This is a genomic window from Paenibacillus sp. SORGH_AS_0306 (assembly GCF_030819345.1).
GTDB classification, from domain to species: Bacteria; Bacillota; Bacilli; order Paenibacillales; family Paenibacillaceae; genus Saccharibacillus; species Saccharibacillus kyungheensis.
Map to the genome: position 1 here is coordinate 1353566 of NZ_JAUTBP010000001.1, position 22187 is coordinate 1375752.

A 22187-nucleotide genomic window follows, 5' to 3' on the forward strand; every position below is an offset into this window, starting at 1 on the left:
ATGCAGCGTAAGTGGCAATAGGGTTCTCTCTATTGCCTTTTCCTTTTGCCATACGTATGATTGGTTTATTTTTTAAGTACTTACATCACAGAGCAACCCTAATAACGAGGAGGCACTTGTAATGAAAGCAGAAATTATCGCAGTAGGTACAGAACTATTACTAGGTCAAATTACGAATACGAATGCCAGATATTTATCTCAACAATTATCCTATATAGGAATAGATGTATATTATCAGACTGTAGTAGGGGATAACTTAAATCGACTCAAACAAGCGATTGAGCTTGCCAGTAGTCGTGCAGATGTTATTTTATTTTCAGGCGGCATCGGACCAACACAAGATGATTTAACCAAAGATGCATTAGCTGAAGTGCTAGGCAGATCTATTTATATAGATCCTGCTTCTATGGAAAAAGTCGCAAGCTTTTTTGAAGGTAGAAATATTACGATGACTGAAAATAATCGTCGTCAAGCACTGGTTATTGAGAATAGCCATGTATTGGCAAATTCCACAGGGCTTGCTGTCGGTATAGCAATTGAAGATAAAGAAAAATATTATATTGTTCTACCAGGCCCACCAAAAGAGTTACAGCCTATGTTTGAAAATGAAGCAAAACCATGGTTGTTAGAACATGTATTAACAGATGAGCATCCTATTTATTCGAAAATGCTTAAATTTGCTGGTATTGGTGAATCTGCATTGGAGGAAGCATTGATTGATCTGATTAACGATCAAAGTGATCCTACAATTGCTCCATATGCCAAAGAAGCCGAAGTCACGATTCGTTTGACAACCAAAGCCGCTACAGAAAAAGAAGCCATGGTCAAACTCAAACAGATGGAATCTCAAATTCGGGAACGTTTGCCTGACCATATGTATGCTGATCAAGATATCGGAATCGAAGAACAGATTTTGCTGATGATGACAGGTATGAAATTGACACTCACAGCAGCAGAAAGTTGCACAGGTGGTCTATTGATGCAGAATCTAACTGCTATTCCGGGAAGTGGAAATGTATTTCTTGGTGGAATCGTCTGCTATTCCAACGAAATGAAAGAAAAAATGTTAAATGTACCTCGTGAATTGTTAGAAGGCGAAGAAGCTCCAGGAGCAGTAAGCCCGGAAGTAGCCGAAGTATTAGCCGATGAAGCAAGAAAGATATTAGATACTGATTTTGCTGTTTCGATTACCGGTGTGGCTGGCCCAGGATCTTCAGAACGCAAACCTGTGGGATTGGTCTATATTGGACTCGCAGAACGGAATCAACCTACACAGGTATTTGAATTAAATATACGTGGCAATCGTGAGTCGATTCGTGTTCGCGCTGCCAAAAGTATTCTATACCGTTTGTGGCTTCGTTTAAGTGAACTTCAGAAGGAATCTTTATAACAGTAACAAAATGCGTACAGACGTGTGTGACAGACGTCTTATCATGCCAAGCATATGTTGCAATGTATAGTTCTACTATGTTAAAATAAGCGCAGACGGAAGAACCGCAGCAAATTTATTTGTTGCGGTTTTTTTATGTTTACACCCCAAAAAGTAAAAAAGTTACGTAAAAAAATGAAATCCTGATTTATTACCAATAAATGTAATATAATATGGATTTCATATCAAAAACACGAATATATGTTCGAAAAAAGCTTGGCAAATGAGAAAAAAAGTAGTATAATTAGAGTATAAATAAGAAGAAGAGGGACGTGAGTTTATTGTCAGATCGTCGTGCAGCGTTAGATATGGCGCTTCGTCAAATAGAGAAGCAATTCGGTAAAGGTTCAGTTATGAAACTTGGAGAATCCACTCATATGCAAGTTGAAGTTATTCCTAGTGGATCTATTGCATTAGATATTGCTTTGGGTACAGGCGGTATGCCAAGAGGACGTATTATCGAAATATACGGACCAGAATCTTCTGGTAAAACAACTGTAGCGCTTCATGCAATTGCAGAAGTTCAAAAAGCTGGAGGACAAGCAGCATTTATCGATGCAGAGCATGCTCTAGATCCTCAATATGCTAAAAACTTAGGCGTTAACATTGATGAATTACTACTTTCTCAACCAGATACAGGTGAGCAAGGTCTAGAAATCGCTGAAGCACTTGTACGTAGTGGTGCTGTTGATATTATCGTTGTCGATTCTGTAGCAGCATTGGTACCAAAAGCAGAGATCGAAGGCGAAATGGGAGATTCTCACGTTGGTTTGCAAGCGCGTTTGATGTCTCAAGCTTTGCGTAAATTGTCTGGTGCAATTAGCAAATCCAAAACAATCACAATCTTTATCAATCAGCTTCGTGAAAAAGTTGGAGTTATGTTTGGTAACCCTGAAACAACTCCAGGTGGTCGTGCGCTTAAATTCTACTCCACTGTACGTTTAGACGTACGTCGTATAGAAGCAATCAAAAACGGTAACGATGTTGTTGGTAACCGTACACGTATCAAAGTTGTTAAAAACAAAGTTGCTCCTCCATTCAAACAAGCTGAAGTAGATATCATGTACGGAGAAGGTATCTCTAAAGAAGGTAGCTTGATCGATATCGGTGTAGAACACGATATTGTAAATAAAAGTGGTGCTTGGTACTCTTACGAAGGTGAACGTATGGGTCAAGGTCGCGAGAACTCTAAACAATTCTTAAAAGAAAATCCGCATATTGCAGATATCATCGAGCAAAAAATTCGTGTATCTAGCAATTTAACAACAGTGGTTGAAGAACCATCTGCTGAAGAAAAAGAAAAAGAGAGTCTTGAAGAGCAAGAATTATTCTCTAAAGCAACTGAATAATAACTTTAAGATGCTTCAAGCTTAAATCCTGTAGCGCCCAGGACGTGAAATACGTTCAGGGCGTTTTTTATTTATATTTAATAAGAGATTCATATGAGCACTATACACTGATTTAAAATATAGATAGACGAAAGGAAACAATTATGGCTGATTATCGTCGTTATTCCAAAAAAACATCAAATACTACATCTGAACCTGAGGGCGATGAAGAATGGGATATCTATGCAGATGAAGGAGAACGCTTAGATGGGTTTCCCGAGGAAGGTGAAGTAGAGATTACGGCTGTAACCCCTCTACGTAAGCCTAGGCATCATTACAAGTTATCTTTCGGGGAATTGGCTCTTATGGTACATGAAGATGTTATGATCAAATATAGGCTGTTAAAAGGGATGTCTTTTTCTAAAGAAGAACTAGAAAATATTGTTATTGCGAATGAACGTCAAACAGCATATGCAGAATCTTTAAATTATTTAAGCCGTAAAGCAAGAACTCGTACCGAGATTGCACGCAAACTTAAAGAAAAAGAAATCCATCCTGAAATTATCGAAACGACTCTAGTTCGATTACAACAAGAGAAATTGATCGATGATGAGTTATATGCTCAACAGTGGGCGAAGCAGAGAGTCAAAAGTCAGAAAAAAGGTAAAGTATGGATCAGACAAGAATTACGCCAAAAAGGTGTAAATAAAGAAAATATTGAGCAAGCTTTGGAAGATATCGATCCAGATGATGAGATAGCCAGTGCTACTATATTGGCAGAAAAAAAATGGAAATCCACTTCGGGAGAAGTTTTTGATAAAAAAAGAAAAACAATGGCTTTTTTAATGAGAAGAGGATATTCTTCGGATATTGTAAGGAAAGCATTGGAAGCTGTTCAACAAAAACCAGAAGATGATTGGGAATAACCGCCAAAATCCAAATATAATAAAACAGAATAACCGCTTTATTTGGGGTAACAAACTTGACATCTATAAATACGGTTACGGCAATTGCTTGACAATGTCTTTTGGCAAATAATAAAATGTACTTGTGCAGATTGTCATTTTTACGTCATCTTTTCCCGGCAGGTGATAAGATGAAGGTGATCATGGATTCTGTAGCAAGGCATTTCTGAAGAATTTTAGAATGTTTGATCTCCCTATGAACAGGGAATTAGCACATGTACCCGCATGAGCAATGAAACAAATGCATAAGGGACGAATCATCGATTAACCAATGAACATGTAATTCCCAGGGAATACCTTGGAGGAATCAGCGAGGAGGTGAACAGAATGGAAGTTCTCTGGACCACAATTCTCGTTGTTGCCGCATTATTCTTTGGGTTCTTGGTCGGATATTTTATTCGCAAGTCTCTTGCAGAAGCTAAAATTTCTAGTGCTGAACAAGCTGCTATCCAAATCGTAGAAAGTGCGAAGAAAGAAGCAGAAGCACAAAAGAAAGAAACAGTTCTGGAAGCAAAAGACGAAGTGCACAAACTCAGAACTGAAGCTGAAAAAGACATTCGTGAGCGTCGTAATGAAAATCAACGCCTGGAAAGACGATTGTTGCAGAAGGAAGAGTCGCTGGATAAAAAAATTGAATCATTAGAACGCAAAGAAGAACAAGTGGCTAACAAAGAGAAACGTATTGAAGAGACTCAGCAACAAATCGAACAACTTCACACCAGTCAGGTTGCGGAACTCGAACGAATTTCTAATCTGTCGATGGAAGATGCTCGTGGTATCATTTTGAGCAACGTGGAGCAGGAAGTTCGCCACGAAACATCACAAATGATCAAGGATATTGAACAACAGGCGAAAAATGAAGCAGACAAACGTTCTCGTGAGATTATTACTCTTGCTATTCAACGTTGTGCTGCTGATCATGTAGCCGAGACTACCGTCTCTGTTGTCACCTTGCCTAATGAAGAAATGAAAGGCAGAATTATCGGTCGTGAAGGTCGTAATATTCGTGCATTGGAGACACTTACAGGTATCGATTTAATTATCGATGATACACCGGAAGCTGTTATCCTTTCTGGATTTGACCCGATTCGCCGTGAAATTGCCCGTACAGCTCTTGAAAAACTGGTAGCAGATGGACGTATACATCCTGCAAGAATTGAAGAAATGGTGGATAAAGCACGCCGCGAAGTGGATGAGCGTATCCGTGAATACGGTGAGCAATCTACATTTGAAGTTGGCGTACATGGACTTCATCCAGATCTTATCAAAATTTTGGGTCGTCTCAAATTCCGTACCAGTTACGGTCAAAACGTACTCAAGCACTCCATGGAAGTGGCTTACCTTACCGGCCTAATGGCTTCCGAATTGGGACAAGATATCACATTAGCGAAACGTGCAGGCTTACTGCATGATATCGGTAAAGCACTAGATCACGAAGTGGAAGGTTCTCATGTAGAGATTGGCGTAGAGTTGGCTAAGAAATACAAAGAACATCCAGTCGTTATTAACAGTATTGCGTCTCACCATGGCGATACGGAAGCCACTTCTATTATAGCGATGCTTGTTGGTGCAGCAGATGCATTGTCTGCCGCAAGACCAGGCGCACGTCGTGAAACATTAGAAACGTATATCCGTCGTCTGGAGAAACTAGAAGAAATCTCTGAATCCTTTGAAGGCGTAGAGAAATCTTATGCTATTCAAGCCGGACGCGAAATTCGTGTTATGGTTCAACCGGATAAAGTGGATGATGCAGATAGTTTCCGTTTGGCACGTGATATTACCAAAATGATCGAAAATGAACTGGATTATCCAGGACATATCAAAGTCACTGTAATCCGTGAAACGAGAGCAGTCGATTACGCAAAATAAAGAACGATGCGAAAAGTGACCTGGCAATCAGGTCACTTTTTCTCTTCGTGGACGGAGGAATTATCATTAAAGTTATTTTTATTGGAGATATTGTAGGAAGTACAGGTCGTAAAGCGATTAAAGAGACGCTACCTCGGTTAAAATCAAAGTATACCCCGGACATCATCATAGCGAATGCCGAAAATTCTGCTTCAGGTCGAGGAATTACACGAGGGATTGCACGTCAACTTTTTGAAATGGGTGTACATGGTATAACGATGGGTAACCATACATGGGACAACAAAGAGATTTTTGAATTTATAGATGATGAACCTCGTATGATTCGTCCCGCTAACTTTCCTCCAGGTACACCTGGTCGTGGATATACGATTATCAAAGCTGGCGGTAAGCAGTTAGGTATTGTTAATCTACAGGGTCGTACCTTTTTACCAGCGATCGATTGTCCTTTTCGCAAAGTCGATGAGATTATGGATGAGCTTAAAGGGAAAGTAAATTGCGTATTAGTTGATTTCCATGCAGAAGCCACTTCTGAGAAGATTGCTATGGGATGGCATTTGGATGGTAGAGCTTCTATGGTCGTTGGTACACACACTCATGTACAAAGTAATGACGATACCTTACTACCCGGCGGAACAGCTTATCTGACCGATACAGGGATGGTAGGCTCGTATGAAGGCGTACTCGGTATGCAGCGTGATGCGGTATTATATAAATTTCAGACACAGTTGCCAGCACGTTTTCAAGTTTGTGAAGGCAAATGGCATTTTCATGCTGTGTATGTGGATATAGACGATCAGACCGGTAGAGCGAAAAAGATCGAAAAGATTCGCATGTATGAAGATGAATGGCATATGGAATAGTTTCAAGTAGAAGCAGGATGTTTAAAATCTTTATAAATTTTCTCTGAAAATAATCGATTTTTGATTTAATTCAGCAGGAACAGTAGAGATGTTGTCGAATATTATCTACTAATCATGGAATCAAGCCATCATTCATTCCCAGGGGAGGTACTTATCATGGAAGTATTAAAAGTTTCAGCAAAATCCAACCCGAATTCTGTAGCAGGAGCATTGGCAGGTGTATTGCGTGAAAGAGGTGCCGCTGAACTTCAAGCCATTGGAGCAGGTGCCCTTAATCAAGCGATTAAAGCAGTAGCTATTGCCCGGGGATTCGTAGCACCAAGTGGAGTTGACCTGATTTGTATTCCAGCCTTTACGGACATTGTGATTGATGGAGAAGACAGAACCGCCATGAAATTGATTGTAGAACCTAGATAATACTGCTGCTATCCTGAACGTAAGTAGATACCTATAGTCCTAACGATCATAGTGTATACCTCTTGCAACAGAGATGATGGTGAAAGTGGTCATTTGTTTGCATACTTGGGACCTGTAAGCTTGTTTTATAAGCTTGGAGGTCTTTTTGCTGAGTTGCTTTTCATTTTTGGTACAAAAGATGTATAATAAAGTAGCATGCATTTTGCAAATGTACGAGTATGTGCGTTTTGTTACAAAGTGCAAATGAAATAGAGAATAATAGAGGAGTGAGTGATTACATGAGTAAAATCGTACCTGTAGGCGTGTCAGCACGTCATATTCATCTAACCCAAGAACATATCGAAGTATTATTTGGTGAAGGTTACCAATTAACAGAATTCAAACCGTTGTCCCAACCAGGACAATTTGCTGCTAATGAAACGGTTGCTGTAGTAGGAAGCAAAGGAACGTTTGAAAAAGTTCGTATTTTGGGACCTGCTCGTCCAGCAACACAATTGGAAATCTCTCGTACGGATTCTTTCGCTATTGGTGTGAAAGCTCCTGTTCGTGAGTCTGGTAAAATCGATGGTACACCGGGTGTACTTCTAAAAGGACCAGCTGGTGAAGTGCAAATCGAAGAAGGCGTGATTGTAGCTGCACGTCATATTCATTTCCATACTTCTGATGCAGAAAAATGGGGAATTAAAGATCAAGAGTTGTTAAAAGTGCGTTTGTCTGGTGAACGTGGTCTTGTTCTTGAAAACGTCATTGCACGTGTATCCGATTCTTTCGCTTTGGATATGCACATTGATACAGATGAAGCAAATGCTTCCGGTGCTGCGACTGGCGACACTGCTGAAATTATCGATTAATCATAAATAGATATACCAAAAGCCTATTTCGCTTTATAGAAATAGGCTTTTTTGTTTATGTTTTTTATGGTACATTCCTTATTAAAATCAAATGTACGATGGAGGAATATAGATGTCATGTAAAAGTATAGGCAAATGGATATCGTTAGCGATCATTTTGTATACATTAAGTGCTATCACGAATACAATCACATCGGTAAGTATAGCAGCATCCAATCTGCCTAGCGCTCAACAAGATGCGTATCAGCAAAATCTTTTTCGGACATTTGATCAATTGCATACAGAACAGGTGGTTCTCGTTACCGCTGCGCACAACAATACATTTAAAGGCAGACTTCAGGTATATACCAAACAAAATGGACAATGGACATTGCAATTATCGGCATTACCTGTGGTCTTGGGTAAGCATGGACTGGGCAAAACCAAAGAAGGTGATGGTAAAACACCAATCGGTACATATTCATTAGGAACAGCGTTTGGCACAGCATCTAAGCCTACAGGGTTACAAGTAGATTATGAACAATACACCGCTCAAGATTACTGGGTCGATGATGTGAATTCTAGTGATTATAATCAGAAAGTGACAGAATCGGGCGACCCCAACCAACGCTGGGCATCTTATGAGAAAATGAATAATCCTCTTTATAAATATGGAATGGTGGTTAAGTACAATATCAATCCAATTGTAAAAGGTAAAGGCAGTGCGATTTTTGTACACAAATGGAGAAGTTCCACCCAACCGACAGATGGGTGTATCGCTTTATCAGAAGCCAATTTGTTAAAAGTATTAAAAGCAATTGATCCTGCCAAATCACCTAAGATTCGTATCGGTACAGTAAATGCTCGTTAAATCTTGTTAAGTAACTAAGAACATGAACCATTGTACTGGTGGAACAGGTACGATTTGACAGCTTTTTATAATAGAGTAAGCATGATATAATTAGCAGTAATGCTTTTTTAAGATGTTGGAAGAGGCATACAGAAACTTTAGAATGATGCTTACAGTGGGGAGTGGCAGCATGTCAAAAGAAATTAAGGATTATTCCAAGTACTTTGATTTTTCGGATGCTAAAGTGATTTCAGAAGATGAAAACGGCAAAAAAATTCGTATCCGAGGTCGGGAAATCCATATTATATCTGAACCGAATCAACGTGAAGAAAAGAAACGTGGTAAACAAGATGTGCAAGTTGTCTATGAGGAAAGTATTCCAGAAGAACTACGTACTGTTGGGATAGGCAAGCATTATCTTGTCTATACATTTGGTTGTCAGATGAATGAGCATGATTCTGAGACGATCAAAGGTATGTTAGAACAGATGGGCTATCAAGCCACAGAAAGTCGTGAAGAAGCAGATATTATTTTGTTAAATACGTGCGCTATTCGCGAAAATGCAGAAGATCGAGTATTTGGTGAATTGGGTCATCTCAAAACATTAAAACTTGAAAAGCCAGGCCTATTATTAGGCGTATGCGGTTGCATGTCTCAAGAAGAAGGCGTCGTTAATCGTATTATGCAAAAGCATGGTTTTGTCGATATGATCTTTGGTACACATAATATTCACCGTCTGCCTTATTTGATTCAAGAATCGCTATTCAGTAAAGAAATGGTCGTCGAGGTCTGGTCCAAAGAAGGAGATATCGTCGAAAATTTACCGAAAAAGCGGCAGGGTATGCGTGGTTGGGTAAATATTATGTATGGATGCGATAAATTCTGTACGTATTGCATCGTGCCTTTTACACGTGGTAAAGAACGCAGTCGTCTTCCGCAAGATGTGATTGCTGAAGTGCGTGAATTAGCGCGTCAAGGATTTAAAGAAATTACACTACTAGGTCAAAATGTTAATGCTTATGGCAAAGACTTGACAGGTATGAACTATACATTTGGAGATTTGATGGATGATATCTCCAAAATTGATATCCCGCGTGTTCGCTTCACCACATCGCATCCAAGAGATTTCGATGATCGTCTGATCGAAGTATTGGCTAAAGGTGGTAATCTGGTAGAACATATTCACTTGCCTGTACAATCAGGTAGCAGTGCTGTATTGAAAAAAATGAGTCGTAAATATACACGCGAGTTGTATTTGGATCTGGTAGGTAGAATCAAAGCATCTATTCCGAATGCTGTACTGACTACCGATATTATCGTAGGTTTCCCTGGCGAAACAGACGAGCAATTTGAAGAAACATTATCACTTGTACGTGAAGTTGGATTTGATTCGGCATATACATTTATCTATTCACCACGTGAAGGCACACCGGCGGCTGTGATGGAAGACAATGTACCGATGGAAGTGAAAAAAGAACGATTGCAACGCTTGAACCAAACGATTAAAGACTACAGCTTAATCGGTAGTGAAAAATTCTTAGGTCAAGTGGTTGAAGTACTGGTTGAAGGTGAAAGTAAAAACAATTCAACGGTTTTGGCAGGACGCACGCGTTCTAACAAATTAGTTCATTTTGAAGGATCAGCAGACTTGATCGGTCAATTCGTACACGTACAGATTACCGATTACAAAACGTTTTATATCAAAGGCGAACTGGTTGCTGAACCTGCTGTAGCCTATTAATTAAATTTGAGCAAGTAAACGGAGGATTGTCGATGGAGCATCATGATCGCAATGTTGAATCAACGACAGGCGGAGCACCACTTGAATTAAATACACAGGGTCTTTTTATTCGTGAAGATATTATGGCAAAAACCAATGCAATTGGCTGCGCTGATCTCAGAAAGTGAAGAAGTGGATCATTTCAAAAGAGCAGAAAAAATGATTCAATCTCATCCACGAATCGAAGAATTAATTCGTACGATTAAGAAAAAGCAAAAAGAAGTTGTTGCTTTTGAATCGATGAAAAACGAAAAAATGATTGCTAGAATTGAAGGCGAATTAACAGCCTTACAACAAGAACTGGATGATATTCCATTAGTATCGGATTATCAAGAAAGTCAGGTTGAAATTAACGACATGTTACAAATGGTTATTTCAGTTATTCATGATACCGTTTCTGAGAAAATCAATGTAGAGAGCGGTAAGGATTCACCTCCATCGTCCTGCAATGACTAGAACAAATCCAAAGACGCGGAGCATATAGCCGCGTCTTTTTTGATTTTTGTAGAACTCTATGGGCTATCTCTATAGGTACCTGCCATATGATTTCATATTGTTGACTCTACATGCAGAAAGAAGTGAATGGTCATGGAATCTTCTAATTATGGTTATGATTCTGTGTTAATCCGTACTCAATCCAATCACGAATGTATACCTATTGCATTATTAATGCTTGCTGATCCTGATCTAGAAGCGATACAGCGTTACAAAGCATATTGTCGTTGGTGGACAGCAGAGATAGCGAATCATATAGTAGGAGTCTGTGGAGTGCTTCAACGTACAGCACAAGAATGGGAAATTATGAATATCGCAGTCGAAGAGGGTTATGAAGGGCAAGGTATAGGCAGTAAGTTATTGGACGAAGTATTAGAGCAACTCAAGCAATTCAAAGCTAACGTTATTACAGTAGCTACAGGTAATTCCAGTCTGGGCGCACTTGCCTTTTATCAAAAACATGGGTTTCGCATCATAAGAATAGAACATGATCATTTCACTACTCATTATGAACATCCTATTATTGAAAATGGTATTGTATGTCGGGATCAAATTATTTTGCAAAAGAGTTGGGGCGATTCTAACTCTCTATCTTATATGTATCCTTATAGCAAAGAACCTTATTTGGCGATGGTTGTCTCTGTACGAATTGCTCAGATTCGAGATTCTGGTGCTTTGATTCGGATGAAGCAGAAATTAGACGAGCAGACTACCTTTATGTTGCTTGAGCCTGGTGAGCGGAATTTGAATGAAGCAGAACAACGGGATATGATTCGTTATGCACTGCGTAGTGCTAATTCTAATATTTTTCTAGCTGAACACGAAGGTCAGATTATTGGATATTTGGAAGCGATTGGTGGCAAAGTTGCACGTAATCGCCATAGTGTATATATTGTTGTAGGTGTACTGCAAGAGTATGCAAATCGTGGTATAGGACGACGGTTATTTCAGACAATGATTTACTGGGCGCAAGATCGTCATTTGCACCGTCTTGAATTGAATGTGCAAGGTAATAATGAACGCGCTTTACATTTATATCGTTCATTGGGTTTTCGGATTGAAGGGATTCAAAAAAACGCATTAGTGGTTGAACAGCGCTATGTAGATTTGATACAAATGGGATTGTTATTGTAACAAGCCGTTTTGAACAGGAGGAGCATTTTTTTGACACATTGGGATGAAATATTAAAAAAAAGCGAACAATTATACTGGGGACTACTAGGTTGCCGTCTTATTGCAAGTGAACAGGATTATATTACGATCGGGCTTACAGCGACACCTCAACATTTAAATCATATGCATATTGTGCATGGTGGTGTACAGATGTCGATGATGGATCAAGTGATGGGGATGTTGTCGATGGCGATTCAAGATGGACAACCTTGTGTAACCACAAATATGAACACTCATTTTGTAGAATCGATGAAAGAAGGCGAACTGTTTGCGACAGCTCGTATACTTCATCTCGCTGGTAGAACAGTGACTTTGCAAGCAGAAGTATCTAACGCAGAAGGAACAATAGGAGCTATCTCAACTGCAACATTTATAGCAACTCGCAAATAAAGATTGACCTATTTGAGAGAATCATTCATAATGATATTATCAAATAGATAAAATGAACAGTGGTGATAACGATGACGGATAACAGCAAACAGCATTCGTATGATGTCAAAAAGTATCGTACGCCCGATGGCGCACCAGCCGATATTGTTATGTTTACTTTGACTAAAAAAGAGCGGAAGACTTTTACCAAAACATTACCTTTACGTGAATTGAAAGTAATGTTGATTCGTCGCCGCTCATGGCCTTTTGCCGGGAAATGGGCGTTGCCTGGTGGATTTTCACACGACGATGAATCGTTATTTGAAGCAGCACAACGTGAGCTCAAAGAAGAAACAGGAGTAGATGGTCGCCATCTGGAGTATCTCGGTGTCTATAGTGAACCAGGGCGTGATCCTCGTGGTTGGATTATCTCTCATGCGTTTTTTGCTTTAGTAGAAGAGCAGGTGTTAGAGAAACGGCAGGCGGCTGACGATGCAGAAGAAGTAGGTCTATTTACGATTGAAGAAGCACTGGAAAAGCTAGAACTTGGATTTGATCATCATGATATTATTCGTGATGCATATATGCGGATTCAAGAACAGATGCTTAGTACAGTCATCGCTAAAAAGTTTTTACCGCCAGAATTTACATTAAGTGAATTGTATCAGGTGATCAAAGCAGTTGTGCCTGATTTTGAAGAACCGAATTTTATTCGTAAAATTACATCAACTCGTAGTCGCAAAGGGATTATTGAAGAGGTTCACGATGAAGAAGGGAACTTGTTAAGTTCTAATCAGTATTCTCAGCGTCCTGCACAATTATATCGTTTTACAGGTCTTGTACCACGTCTTTCAATTTATTCGTAAAGATATTCTGAGTCGTTATTGTTATTTCGATATCTGGAGGCGTATATTATGAAAGCTCTAATTGTAATCGATTATACTCGTGACTTTGTAGATGGTGCTTTACCTGTAGGACAACCTGCGATAGATATTGAACAGCGTATGGTGGAGTTGACCGAGAAATTTGTTAATAACGATGATTATGTAGTGATGGCTGTTGATATGCATGAGCCTAATGATGCTTACCATCCAGAAACCAATCTTTTTCCACCACATAATATTCGTGGTACAGCAGGTCGAGAATTGTATGGTGGACTGAGTGAAGTGTATGCGAATCATCAACAGCAGATCGTATGGATGGACAAGACTAGATATAGCGCTTTTGCAGGTACTGATCTTGAATTAAAGTTACGTGAACGTGGAATTACAGAAGTGCATCTGATTGGAGTATGCACAGATATTTGTGTTTTGCATACAGCGGTAGATGCTTATAATAAAGGGTTCAAATTAGTGATCCATACGGATGCAATCGCAAGTTTTAATCCAGAAGGCCATGTATGGGCAATCAGTCATTTTGAACAAAGTATGGGTGCAGAACTTATTGATAGCTATTAATGTGCAATGATTCACAATTCTGCTTGTGCAGCAGAAAGACGTGCAAGCAGAGTTGCTTTTGCATGATCAACAATGAAGAGGTGACATGGTAATGAATGAAATGGGACTGGCTTTACATACAGATAAGTATCAGATCAATATGATGTATGCTCATTGGATTAATGGTACACATCATAAGAAAGCAGTGTTTGAAGCTTATTTCCGCAAACTTCCTTTTGGTAATGGCTACGCCGTTTTTGCAGGTCTGGAACGGATTGTGAATTATATAACCAACTTGAGTTTTCGTGAAGAAGATATTGCTTATCTGGCAGAACAGGAAGAAAACTATGACGCTAAGTTTTTAGAAGAATTGCGCCAGTTCCGTTTTCATGGCAATCTGTTTTCGATGAAAGAAGGAGCAGTTGTTTTTGCAGATGAGCCATTGATTCGCGTAGAAGGTTCGATTATTGAAGCACAGTTGGTAGAAACGGCTTTGCTTAACTTTATGAACTATCAGACCCTAATCGCTACCAAAGCTTCACGTATTAAGCAGGTGGGCGGTAACGATATTCTATTGGAGTTTGGTACAAGACGCGCTCAAGAAGCAGATGCGGCGATCTGGGGAGCCAGAGCAGCCTATATCGCAGGCTTTCATGCAACATCCAATATGTTAGCAGGAGCAAGATTTGGCATTCCAACCAAAGGCACACATGCTCATGCATGGGTACAGAGCTTTGGCAATGAACAAGAAGCGTTTGATCGTTATGCCAATGCGATGCCAGACGGAGTAACATTGCTAGTCGATACCTTTGATACATTAGGTAGCGGTGTTCCTCATGCGATCAAAACAGCTAAAGACTTGGAAGCTCGTGGTAAAAAGATGATCGCTATTCGTCTGGATAGTGGTGACCTTGCTTACTTATCGATTCAAGCGCGCAAAATGCTGGACGATGCCGGATTATCGTATGTCAAAATCGTTGCTTCTAATGATCTGGATGAAAATACGATTCTCGATCTAAAAGCTCAAGGAGCACGTATCGATACATGGGGCGTAGGTACACAGTTGATAACAGCATCCGATCAACCTTCTCTAGGTGGAGTATACAAATTAGTCGAATGTGAGATTGATGGTGAAATGGTACCAACGATCAAAATCTCAGCTAATCCTGAAAAAGTATCTACACCGGGCACCAAAGAAGTATACCGGATTATTAATCCAACCAACGGTAAAGCGATCGCTGATTATATCTGTTTCCCTGATGAGAAAGATCCGCTCGAAGGCAAGCGTCTTAAATTATTTAACCCGGCACATCCATATATCCGTAAATATGTATCAGATTACAAAGCTGTTCCGATGTTAGAACCTATTTTTATCGAAGGCAAGCAAGTGTATACGATGCCTAATTTGGAAGAGATTCGCGCTTATCATGTGAGTCAATTGGATGAATTCTGGCCTGAATATTTGCGTAAATTAAATCCTGAGATTTATCGTGTAAATGTAAGTGTGAAAGCTTGGGAAATGAAGCAGAAATTACTTGCGCAATATTTACCAGAAGAAGAATTGTAATTCATATTCAATCCTATACCAGACCTGCCTTTTGCTAAAGGTAGGTTTTTTGGTTATATACATAGGAGAGTGTTGTTCGTATACTGTACAATTTATCGCTGCCTTATTATACGTTAATCATTATAATCAACAAGGAAATACAGAAAGGATGAATCACATGGAACAGACATTTCGTGCTTTTGTTTTAGAAAAGACAGATCAAGAAGTTACAGGTGGGGTTCAATCGTTACAGTTGGATCAATTACCAGAAGGGTCTGTAACTATTAAAGTATCTTATTCAGATGTCAATTATAAAGATGGACTGGCAAGTATCGCAGAAGGCAAAATCGTCAAGCAGTACCCATTTGTACCGGGTATTGATCTGGCAGGAGAAGTAGTACATTCTACTGATGAACAATTTCAAGTAGGAGATCAAGTACTTTGTACAGGCTATAAGCTTGGAGTTAGTCATTATGGCGGATATAGTGAATATGCTCGTGTACCAGCAGAATGGTTGATCAAGCTACCTCAAGGGCTAACTGCCAAAGAAGCGATGATTATTGGTACAGCTGGTTTTACAGCGGGCATGTCTGTCGACGCATTGGTTCAACATGGAGTGAAACCTGAAGATGGCCCTATTCTTGTCACTGGAGCTACCGGTGGAGTCGGTACGATCGCAATATCGATACTAAGTGCATTAGGCTATGAAGTCTATGCAGCAAGTGGCAAAGCAGAGCAAAAAGAATGGTTAACCACATTAGGTGCTACCTCTATTATTTCTAGAGAAGAAGCAGAGCAGACTGTAAAAGGTCCATTAGGTACATCTACATGGGCAGGTATTATTGATCCTACAGGTGGTAAAGGATTAGGAGAGCGTCTCAAATCATTAACATATCGCGGTGTAGTAGCTGTATCTGGTATGACCGCAGGTAATGATTTTGAAAGTTCAGTATTTCCGTTTATTTTACGTGGAGCGCATCTAATCGGTATTGATTCAGTGTTCTGTCCGTTAGAGATTAGACAACGAGTCTGGAATCATCTAGCAAGCGACTGGAAACCGACAACAGCGATTAATCAGGCAGTGACCGAATATACACTGGAAGAGATACCACAAGCGTTAGAAACGATTCTAGCAGGCAAAGCAGTAGGTCGTCAGTTGATTAAAGTAACATCTTAACGTTCATCTCATGTGACTGTATCAGATAACAAATAACATAGAAAAGCACACTGTTTATCAATCACAGTGTGCTTTTTGCTATATTTTTTTGCGCTAATTTCATCTATATATTGTAATTAGTATAACCAGCGGTATACATCATTTCTTATCGAGAAAATAACTATTTTATAATAATTACTTTCCATTTTTAACTATTAAAATTATTTTTTATAAATTTCTCGCATAACATGACCTAATTCGGGAATAATAATTCGTTCCATTGCTAGCTTAACAGCACCTCGTGAACCAGGCATGGAGAACACAGCGGTTCCTCCGATTGTACCTGCAATTGCACGGCTCATAATCGCAGCCGAACCAATATCTTCAGTAAAACTCAAAAAGCGGAAAATTTCTCCAAAGCCAGGCAATTCTTTAGTTAAAAGACTTTGTACCGCTTCAAAAGTTACATCTTGTGGTGCGATACCTGTTCCGCCTGTTAACAAAATAGCTTCGACTTCCGGACGTTCTGCGGCATCATGAAGCAATTCACGAATACCTACATAACTATCTTTAACAATCGTATAATCGATAACCTCATAACCATGTTCAGTTAACAGAGATTGCAATAATTGTCCACCTGTATCCGTTTCTATCGTACGTGTATCAGATACTGTAATTACCATACAGTGTACAGTATTAGGTGCTTCTGCGCGATGTTCATCCACTGATCTCATATGATTATTCACTCCTTTGTTCTCATTCAAGCATCTTTGCCATTGTAACACAGGTCATGATTGATCATGAACACTTGCCAGGTCAGTGTATAATAAAAGAGTAGACCAATAATGAACAAAGTAAAGAAAGAGGCACAAGGAGGATATCAATGACAACACCTGTATATATTTTGTCTGGATTTCTAGGCAGTGGCAAGACTACATTGCTTCAACATATGATTCAAGAATGGAAAGCACTTGGCAAAACACCTGCTGTCATTATGAATGAGATCGGCGATGTCAATCTGGATGGGATGATGGTTGATCAAGATGTAGCAATGGCTGAATTATTAAGTGGATGTATCTGTTGTTCGATTCGTGCAGATCTCAGTATGGAATTGTACAATCTGATGGAAACCGAAAAGCCTGATGTGATTATTATCGAAGCCTCTGGAGTGGCGAATCCAATCGAAATTTTAGATGCTGTCACCGAGACTTCATTATACAACCGTATGGAATTAAAAAATTTGATTACCGTTGTCGATGCTGCTCATCTATGGGAATTGTATCAAGAGCAAAAAGGTAAAACGTATCGTCTTATGCAAGAACAGATTCGCTGTGCTTCTGTATTGATTTTGAATAAAAGCGATCGTGTTGATACGGAAACGATTACTCAATTAGAAGGCATTTTGCGGGGCTGGAATGCGTATGCACCTATCCATACTACTATACGCTGTGAAGTACCAAGCACACTGTATACAGACCTGTCATCGGTAGTCGATGCCAAAGAAACACTGGACAGAAATAAGTCTACTTCATCTGCTAGTGAACATCAGCACGATCACTCTGAACATGACCATACTCATGATCATGCAGAGCATATGCATGGTTCTCATAGTCATGTGATGGCCTATACACATTATTTTGAACATCCGATCAATAGTGAAGATTTTGAGAATGTGATTCGGTCTTTACCAACGGAAGTATATCGGGCGAAAGGAATTCTAACATTTAACGACACCGCAAGTCGATTTTTGTTCCAGTATGCTTATCGCGAAATGGATTTTATGAAGATTACTCCGCAAAAAGAAGTACCGGATGTGGCTGTTTTTATCGGTGAACATTTCGACAAACGGCAGATAAAGGAACAGTTGTTAGCATTAGAAGAGCAAGCTGCTAAATTATCGTAAGTACACAGTTTCAATATGAGTATAGCCGGGGTAATAGTTCGATATAACTATTACAATCTCAACGGAGGTCATACTAATGATGACTAATCAAAAATTATACCATGCTCATATTGAAGCTTGTGTCGAGGCTATGAATGCTTGTAACCTTTCGTATGTGGCTAATTTGAAAGAATATAATCTTGAAAAATTATGTGAATGTATACGTATTACTCGTGAATGTGCAGAAATCTGCTCTTTTACCGCGCAATCGCTAAGTCAAGGTAGTCAATTTGCAGGTGAAATTGCTGAATTATGTGCAAAAGTATGTGAAGCTTGTATCGCTGAATGTGCTAAGCACGATAATCAACATTCTCGTGAATGTATCGAAGCTTGCCGTCATTGTGTAGAAATGTGTAAAGACCTAATGGTAGCTGCATAATCTACTACTTTATACATAGATGACTGTGATAAATATCTATTGCTAAAGACCTTTGCATATTTGCGAAGGTCTTTTTGTTTGAGTGTTATTGATAGCCTAGCGGTGAATGCATTTTACGAAAAGAGAAAACATTTTTTTTAAAATAAAGTTGCTTCAACCTAACATGGTATGTATAATACATTCTAACTTTAATATTTATCGTTAATGAACGAGAGAGTAGCCATAACGATCACTGTTTAAGCAGCGAGCCGGGAGAGTGAGAGCCGGTAAAACATTCGTAGGTGAACCGCACTCGGGAAATGATTTATTGAAAGGGCGATCGCATAGATACTGTTGCGAACCTGTATAGATAAGTCCGGCTGACACCGTTATCGTAATCAAGTGACAGTAAAGTTGATGAATGTGATAGGATTGTATGTCCTGATCGATCATCAATACACTGTACAAAGAGTGGTACCGCGGGAATGCTAATCATAAGCACTCGTCTCTTAAGTGATAATTCACTTAAAAGATGAGTGCTTTTTTGCTGTTTTTTTGAGTATTACCAACGTACCATCATATTATTCAAAGGAGACTAGAACGATGAAATTAGCATCTTTTTTCCAACACCAAGCCGTTTCGATTTTACAACCATTAACATCGCTTACTGAAGAACAATTGATACATATGTTAGAAGTTCCACCACAGATTGAAATGGGTGATCTGGCATTTCCCTGTTACTTACTTGCCAAAACATGGAGACGTTCCCCTCAAGCGATTGCACTTGAATTAACAGCTACGATTCAAAATCATCCCGATTCTTGGGTTCAAGCTACCGCTGTAGGTGCTTATGTTAATTTGAAATGGAATCGTGAGCATTATGGAGCTCAATTATTATCCAGCTTAGCAGAAAAGCAAAATACAGAACTTAAGATCGGCGCAGGGCAGCGAATTGTGATCGATATGTCGTCACCTAATATTGCTAAGCCATTTGGCGTAGGGCATTTACGTTCTACCGTAATCGGAGCAGCTTTGCATCGGATCTATGAGGCAGCAGGATATGAAGCGATTAGAGTCAATCATTTAGGAGATTGGGGAACGCAATTTGGTAAATTAATTACAGCATACTTACGCTGGGGCGATCCAGAACAGCTCAAGCATCATCCGATTCGTGAATCGTTAAGAGTGTATATTCAATTTCATGAAGAGGTTCTACAAGCACCGGAGTTAGAAGATGAAGCAAGAGAATGGTTTGCCAGATTAGAACAAGGTGATGCTCAAGCGATAGAATTATGGAAGTATTTTATAGATGTGAGTATAGAGTCACTTCAGCCCATGTATCAACGGTTAGGTGTGGAATTTGATTATGTGTTGGGAGAAAGTTTTTATAATGATAAAATGCCTGCGGTGATCGAACAATTGCAGAGCAAAGGATTGTTAGTAGAAAGCGATGGAGCGCAGGTAGTTAGATTGGATGAGCACCAATTACCACCATGTTTGATTTTGAAATCAGACGGTACAACGATTTATCCTACACGTGATCTGGCTACTGCTATTTACCGCAAAGAAGTGATGGGTGCAGATCAATTAGTCTATGTGGTTGGCGGAGAGCAGACTCTTCATTTCAAACAAGTCTTTGAAGTACTTCGCAAAATGGGCTACACATGGGCAAAAGATTGTACACATGTATCATTTGGATTAATGAAAGTCGATGGCAAAAAAATGTCTACACGTAAAGGAAAAGTCGTCTTTTTAGAGGAGGTACTGGATGAAGCAGTAGAACAGGCACGTCGAATTATTTCTGAAAAAAGCCCTGATTTACCGGATAAAGAGCGTGTAGCTGAACAAGTAGGTATTGGTGCAATTATTTTCGGTGATCTCAAAAATAATCGTCAAAACGAAATCAATTTTTCATTACAACAAGCTGTAACGTTTGAAGGAGAAACAGGGCCTTATATTCAATATACGTATGCTAGAATCCAGAGTATTTTGAGAAAAGTCACATCAGACCCTAATGCTGTTGAACAAGAAATATCCAACCATCCTTGGAGTGATGAAAGTTGGGCTTTGTTGGTTCATTTATCTACGTATACACAGCAGTTAGAGCGCGCGGTTGCTCAACATGAACCATCCATTTTGGCTAGATATATTATCGAAATAGCGAAGTTATTTAACCAATTTTATAATAAAGATCGTATTGTAGATGCCCCTACAGCATTGAAAAATCAGCGTGTAGCATTAACGGTACAAACCGGATTATATTTAAAACGAGTGATGACGTTATTAGGAATAGAGACGCCAGCTCAGATGTAAGATAAGATCAAAAAGGTGCAACAAATAATTACTTCTGTACGTCTAGGGCATTGTAAGGTTGAATAACATACCATTATTCAGCAACAGACCTATTCAAATGGAGGGAATATAATATATGTGGAATCATAAACAAAAAGCGGTAGCAGTATTAACATTATCATTGGCAATTGCTGGGGCAGGAAGTGCAAGTGCAGCTTCTACGTTTACAGATGTAAAAGATAAAGATAATCAAACAATTGTCAACGCGTTACATGACAAAGGGGTTATTAACGGAGTGAGCTCAACTCAATTTAAGCCGGATATGACATTAACACAACCACAAGCCATTCAAATCCTTGTAAAAGCATTTGATCTTAAAGGTGATGTAACAGAACCAGGTGATGATCTTGCACGTAAAGCATGGTATACCGATTCTTTGCTTATTGCCAAAGCAAACAACTTATCATTGCCAGAAACATTTAATGCTGAAGAAAAAGTAACACGTGAGCAATTTGCTTTATGGTTACATGAAGCGATTAATGTTACAGGAACGTACCCGAGTACAAAAATGTTTGTCGTCTTTACCGATCAAGACAAAATCAGCAAAACAGCTTCAGCAGCGATTCAAGATTTGGTCAATATGAATGTGATCGATCGTAGTACAATGGGTAAAGCATTTATGCCTACCAAAGATATTACACGTATGGAAGCAGCAGAGTGGGTATATCATGCCGTACAAATGGTAGATCGCTACAATAAAGCTAATGATGATACAACAACTCCTACACCGGGCGAAACGGATGGTGGTCAAATGGGTTATGATCCAGAACTTAGCATTGCACCCGCCGATACAGCAGATCAACAAACAGTAACATTGACAGTACAGCTTCCTAACCCGGGATACTCGGTCAAAATTACTGATGTAAAGTTGACAGATGATAAGCGTGCAGTGATTAGTTATACTACAGCCAAACCAGCTCCAGGTGAAATGAATCCTCAAGTGATTACAGAAGGTAAAGTAACAACAACAATACCAGCAGGTTATACACCAGAACTAGCTAAATAAAGCATTAATTCCTGTATATCTGCAAC

The 22187-nt window shown here is 39.4% G+C and carries 22 protein-coding genes; 21 read left to right on the forward strand and 1 reads right to left on the reverse strand.

The genetic code is table 11. The features are described 5' to 3' along the window. Nucleotides 1-121 precede the first annotated feature (121 nt). From QE450_RS06110 to QE450_RS06190, 17 genes are all read left to right on the forward strand, one after another. A complete protein-coding gene (locus QE450_RS06110) occupies nucleotides 122-1390 on the forward strand; it encodes a competence/damage-inducible protein A (protein ID WP_307297808.1) in 1269 nt (422 codons plus the stop codon). A gap of 320 nt (nucleotides 1391-1710) precedes the next feature. Continuing rightward, the gene (recA, locus tag QE450_RS06115) at nucleotides 1711-2778 is read left to right on the forward strand and encodes a recombinase RecA (protein WP_273616285.1); all 1068 of its coding nucleotides are present in this window, start codon (nucleotides 1711-1713) and stop codon (nucleotides 2776-2778) included. 143 nt (nucleotides 2779-2921) lie between these two features. Next, nucleotides 2922-3683: a regulatory protein RecX gene (locus tag QE450_RS06120; RefSeq protein ID WP_273615822.1), complete on the forward strand. Its 762-nt coding sequence runs from the start codon at nucleotides 2922-2924 to the stop codon at nucleotides 3681-3683. 366 nt (nucleotides 3684-4049) lie between these two features. Next, entirely contained in the window at nucleotides 4050-5591 is a 1542-nt protein-coding gene (gene rny / locus QE450_RS06125) for a ribonuclease Y (protein ID WP_069327318.1), read from the forward strand. Between the two features lie 65 nt (nucleotides 5592-5656). Next, nucleotides 5657-6451, forward strand: a complete 795-nt coding sequence (locus QE450_RS06130; protein WP_273616286.1) for a TIGR00282 family metallophosphoesterase — start codon at nucleotides 5657-5659, stop codon at nucleotides 6449-6451. Between the two features lie 156 nt (nucleotides 6452-6607). Beyond that, entirely contained in the window at nucleotides 6608-6868 is a 261-nt protein-coding gene (locus tag QE450_RS06135) for a stage V sporulation protein S (protein ID WP_017813748.1), read from the forward strand. A gap of 278 nt (nucleotides 6869-7146) precedes the next feature. Continuing rightward, nucleotides 7147-7719, forward strand: a complete 573-nt coding sequence (gene pduL / locus QE450_RS06140; RefSeq protein WP_273615823.1) for a phosphate propanoyltransferase — start codon at nucleotides 7147-7149, stop codon at nucleotides 7717-7719. 112 nt (nucleotides 7720-7831) lie between these two features. After that, the gene (locus QE450_RS06145; RefSeq protein ID WP_307297816.1) at nucleotides 7832-8569 is read left to right on the forward strand and encodes a L,D-transpeptidase family protein; all 738 of its coding nucleotides are present in this window, start codon (nucleotides 7832-7834) and stop codon (nucleotides 8567-8569) included. A 169-nt stretch (nucleotides 8570-8738) separates the two neighbouring features. Continuing rightward, entirely contained in the window at nucleotides 8739-10289 is a 1551-nt protein-coding gene (gene miaB, locus QE450_RS06150; RefSeq protein WP_273615825.1) for a tRNA (N6-isopentenyl adenosine(37)-C2)-methylthiotransferase MiaB, read from the forward strand. A gap of 32 nt (nucleotides 10290-10321) precedes the next feature. After that, nucleotides 10322-10456, forward strand: coding sequence for a hypothetical protein (locus QE450_RS06155; RefSeq protein ID WP_307297820.1), 135 nt, complete (start codon nucleotides 10322-10324; stop codon nucleotides 10454-10456). Further along, nucleotides 10401-10784, forward strand: coding sequence for a YlbF/YmcA family competence regulator (locus QE450_RS06160; protein ID WP_307297821.1), 384 nt, complete (start codon nucleotides 10401-10403; stop codon nucleotides 10782-10784). The genes QE450_RS06155 and QE450_RS06160 overlap by 56 nt, the downstream gene beginning before the upstream one ends. A gap of 132 nt (nucleotides 10785-10916) precedes the next feature. Further along, on the forward strand, nucleotides 10917-11957 hold the full coding sequence (locus QE450_RS06165) for a GNAT family N-acetyltransferase (RefSeq protein WP_307297824.1): 1041 nt from the start codon (nucleotides 10917-10919) through the stop codon (nucleotides 11955-11957). Between the two features lie 30 nt (nucleotides 11958-11987). After that, nucleotides 11988-12386 carry a PaaI family thioesterase gene (locus QE450_RS06170; RefSeq protein ID WP_273615827.1) on the forward strand — a complete coding sequence of 133 codons (399 nt, stop codon included), beginning with the start codon at nucleotides 11988-11990 and terminating at the stop codon, nucleotides 12384-12386. Nucleotides 12387-12457: 71 nt separating this feature from the next. Then, nucleotides 12458-13231, forward strand: a complete 774-nt coding sequence (locus QE450_RS06175; protein ID WP_204824509.1) for an NUDIX domain-containing protein — start codon at nucleotides 12458-12460, stop codon at nucleotides 13229-13231. Between the two features lie 48 nt (nucleotides 13232-13279). Beyond that, nucleotides 13280-13822 (forward strand): cysteine hydrolase family protein, encoded by a 543-nt coding sequence (locus QE450_RS06180; RefSeq protein ID WP_301261314.1) that lies wholly within the window; start codon nucleotides 13280-13282, stop codon nucleotides 13820-13822. Nucleotides 13823-13913: 91 nt separating this feature from the next. Continuing rightward, nucleotides 13914-15368: a nicotinate phosphoribosyltransferase gene (locus QE450_RS06185; RefSeq protein WP_273615829.1), complete on the forward strand. Its 1455-nt coding sequence runs from the start codon at nucleotides 13914-13916 to the stop codon at nucleotides 15366-15368. A gap of 157 nt (nucleotides 15369-15525) precedes the next feature. Next, nucleotides 15526-16524: an acrylyl-CoA reductase family protein gene (locus QE450_RS06190; RefSeq protein WP_307297832.1), complete on the forward strand. Its 999-nt coding sequence runs from the start codon at nucleotides 15526-15528 to the stop codon at nucleotides 16522-16524. A 200-nt stretch (nucleotides 16525-16724) separates the two neighbouring features. Here the strand turns inward: QE450_RS06190 and QE450_RS06195 are convergent, their stop codons facing one another. Continuing rightward, nucleotides 16725-17237 carry a MogA/MoaB family molybdenum cofactor biosynthesis protein gene (locus tag QE450_RS06195; protein ID WP_307297835.1) on the reverse strand — a complete coding sequence of 171 codons (513 nt, stop codon included), beginning with the start codon at nucleotides 17235-17237 and terminating at the stop codon, nucleotides 16725-16727. Between the two features lie 149 nt (nucleotides 17238-17386). Between QE450_RS06195 and QE450_RS06200 the strand changes: the two genes are divergently transcribed. The 4 genes from QE450_RS06200 (at nucleotide 17387) to QE450_RS06215 (ending at nucleotide 22161) form a co-directional block, all read left to right on the forward strand. Continuing rightward, complete coding sequence (locus QE450_RS06200; protein ID WP_307297837.1) at nucleotides 17387-18406, forward strand: CobW family GTP-binding protein; 1020 nt, start codon at nucleotides 17387-17389, stop codon at nucleotides 18404-18406. Between the two features lie 79 nt (nucleotides 18407-18485). Next, the gene (locus QE450_RS06205) at nucleotides 18486-18824 is read left to right on the forward strand and encodes a four-helix bundle copper-binding protein (protein WP_274172944.1); all 339 of its coding nucleotides are present in this window, start codon (nucleotides 18486-18488) and stop codon (nucleotides 18822-18824) included. 582 nt (nucleotides 18825-19406) lie between these two features. Continuing rightward, entirely contained in the window at nucleotides 19407-21116 is a 1710-nt protein-coding gene (gene argS, locus QE450_RS06210; protein ID WP_307297841.1) for an arginine--tRNA ligase, read from the forward strand. A gap of 115 nt (nucleotides 21117-21231) precedes the next feature. After that, the gene (locus QE450_RS06215) at nucleotides 21232-22161 is read left to right on the forward strand and encodes an S-layer homology domain-containing protein (RefSeq protein WP_307297844.1); all 930 of its coding nucleotides are present in this window, start codon (nucleotides 21232-21234) and stop codon (nucleotides 22159-22161) included. The last annotated feature ends 26 nt before the right edge of the window (nucleotides 22162-22187 follow it).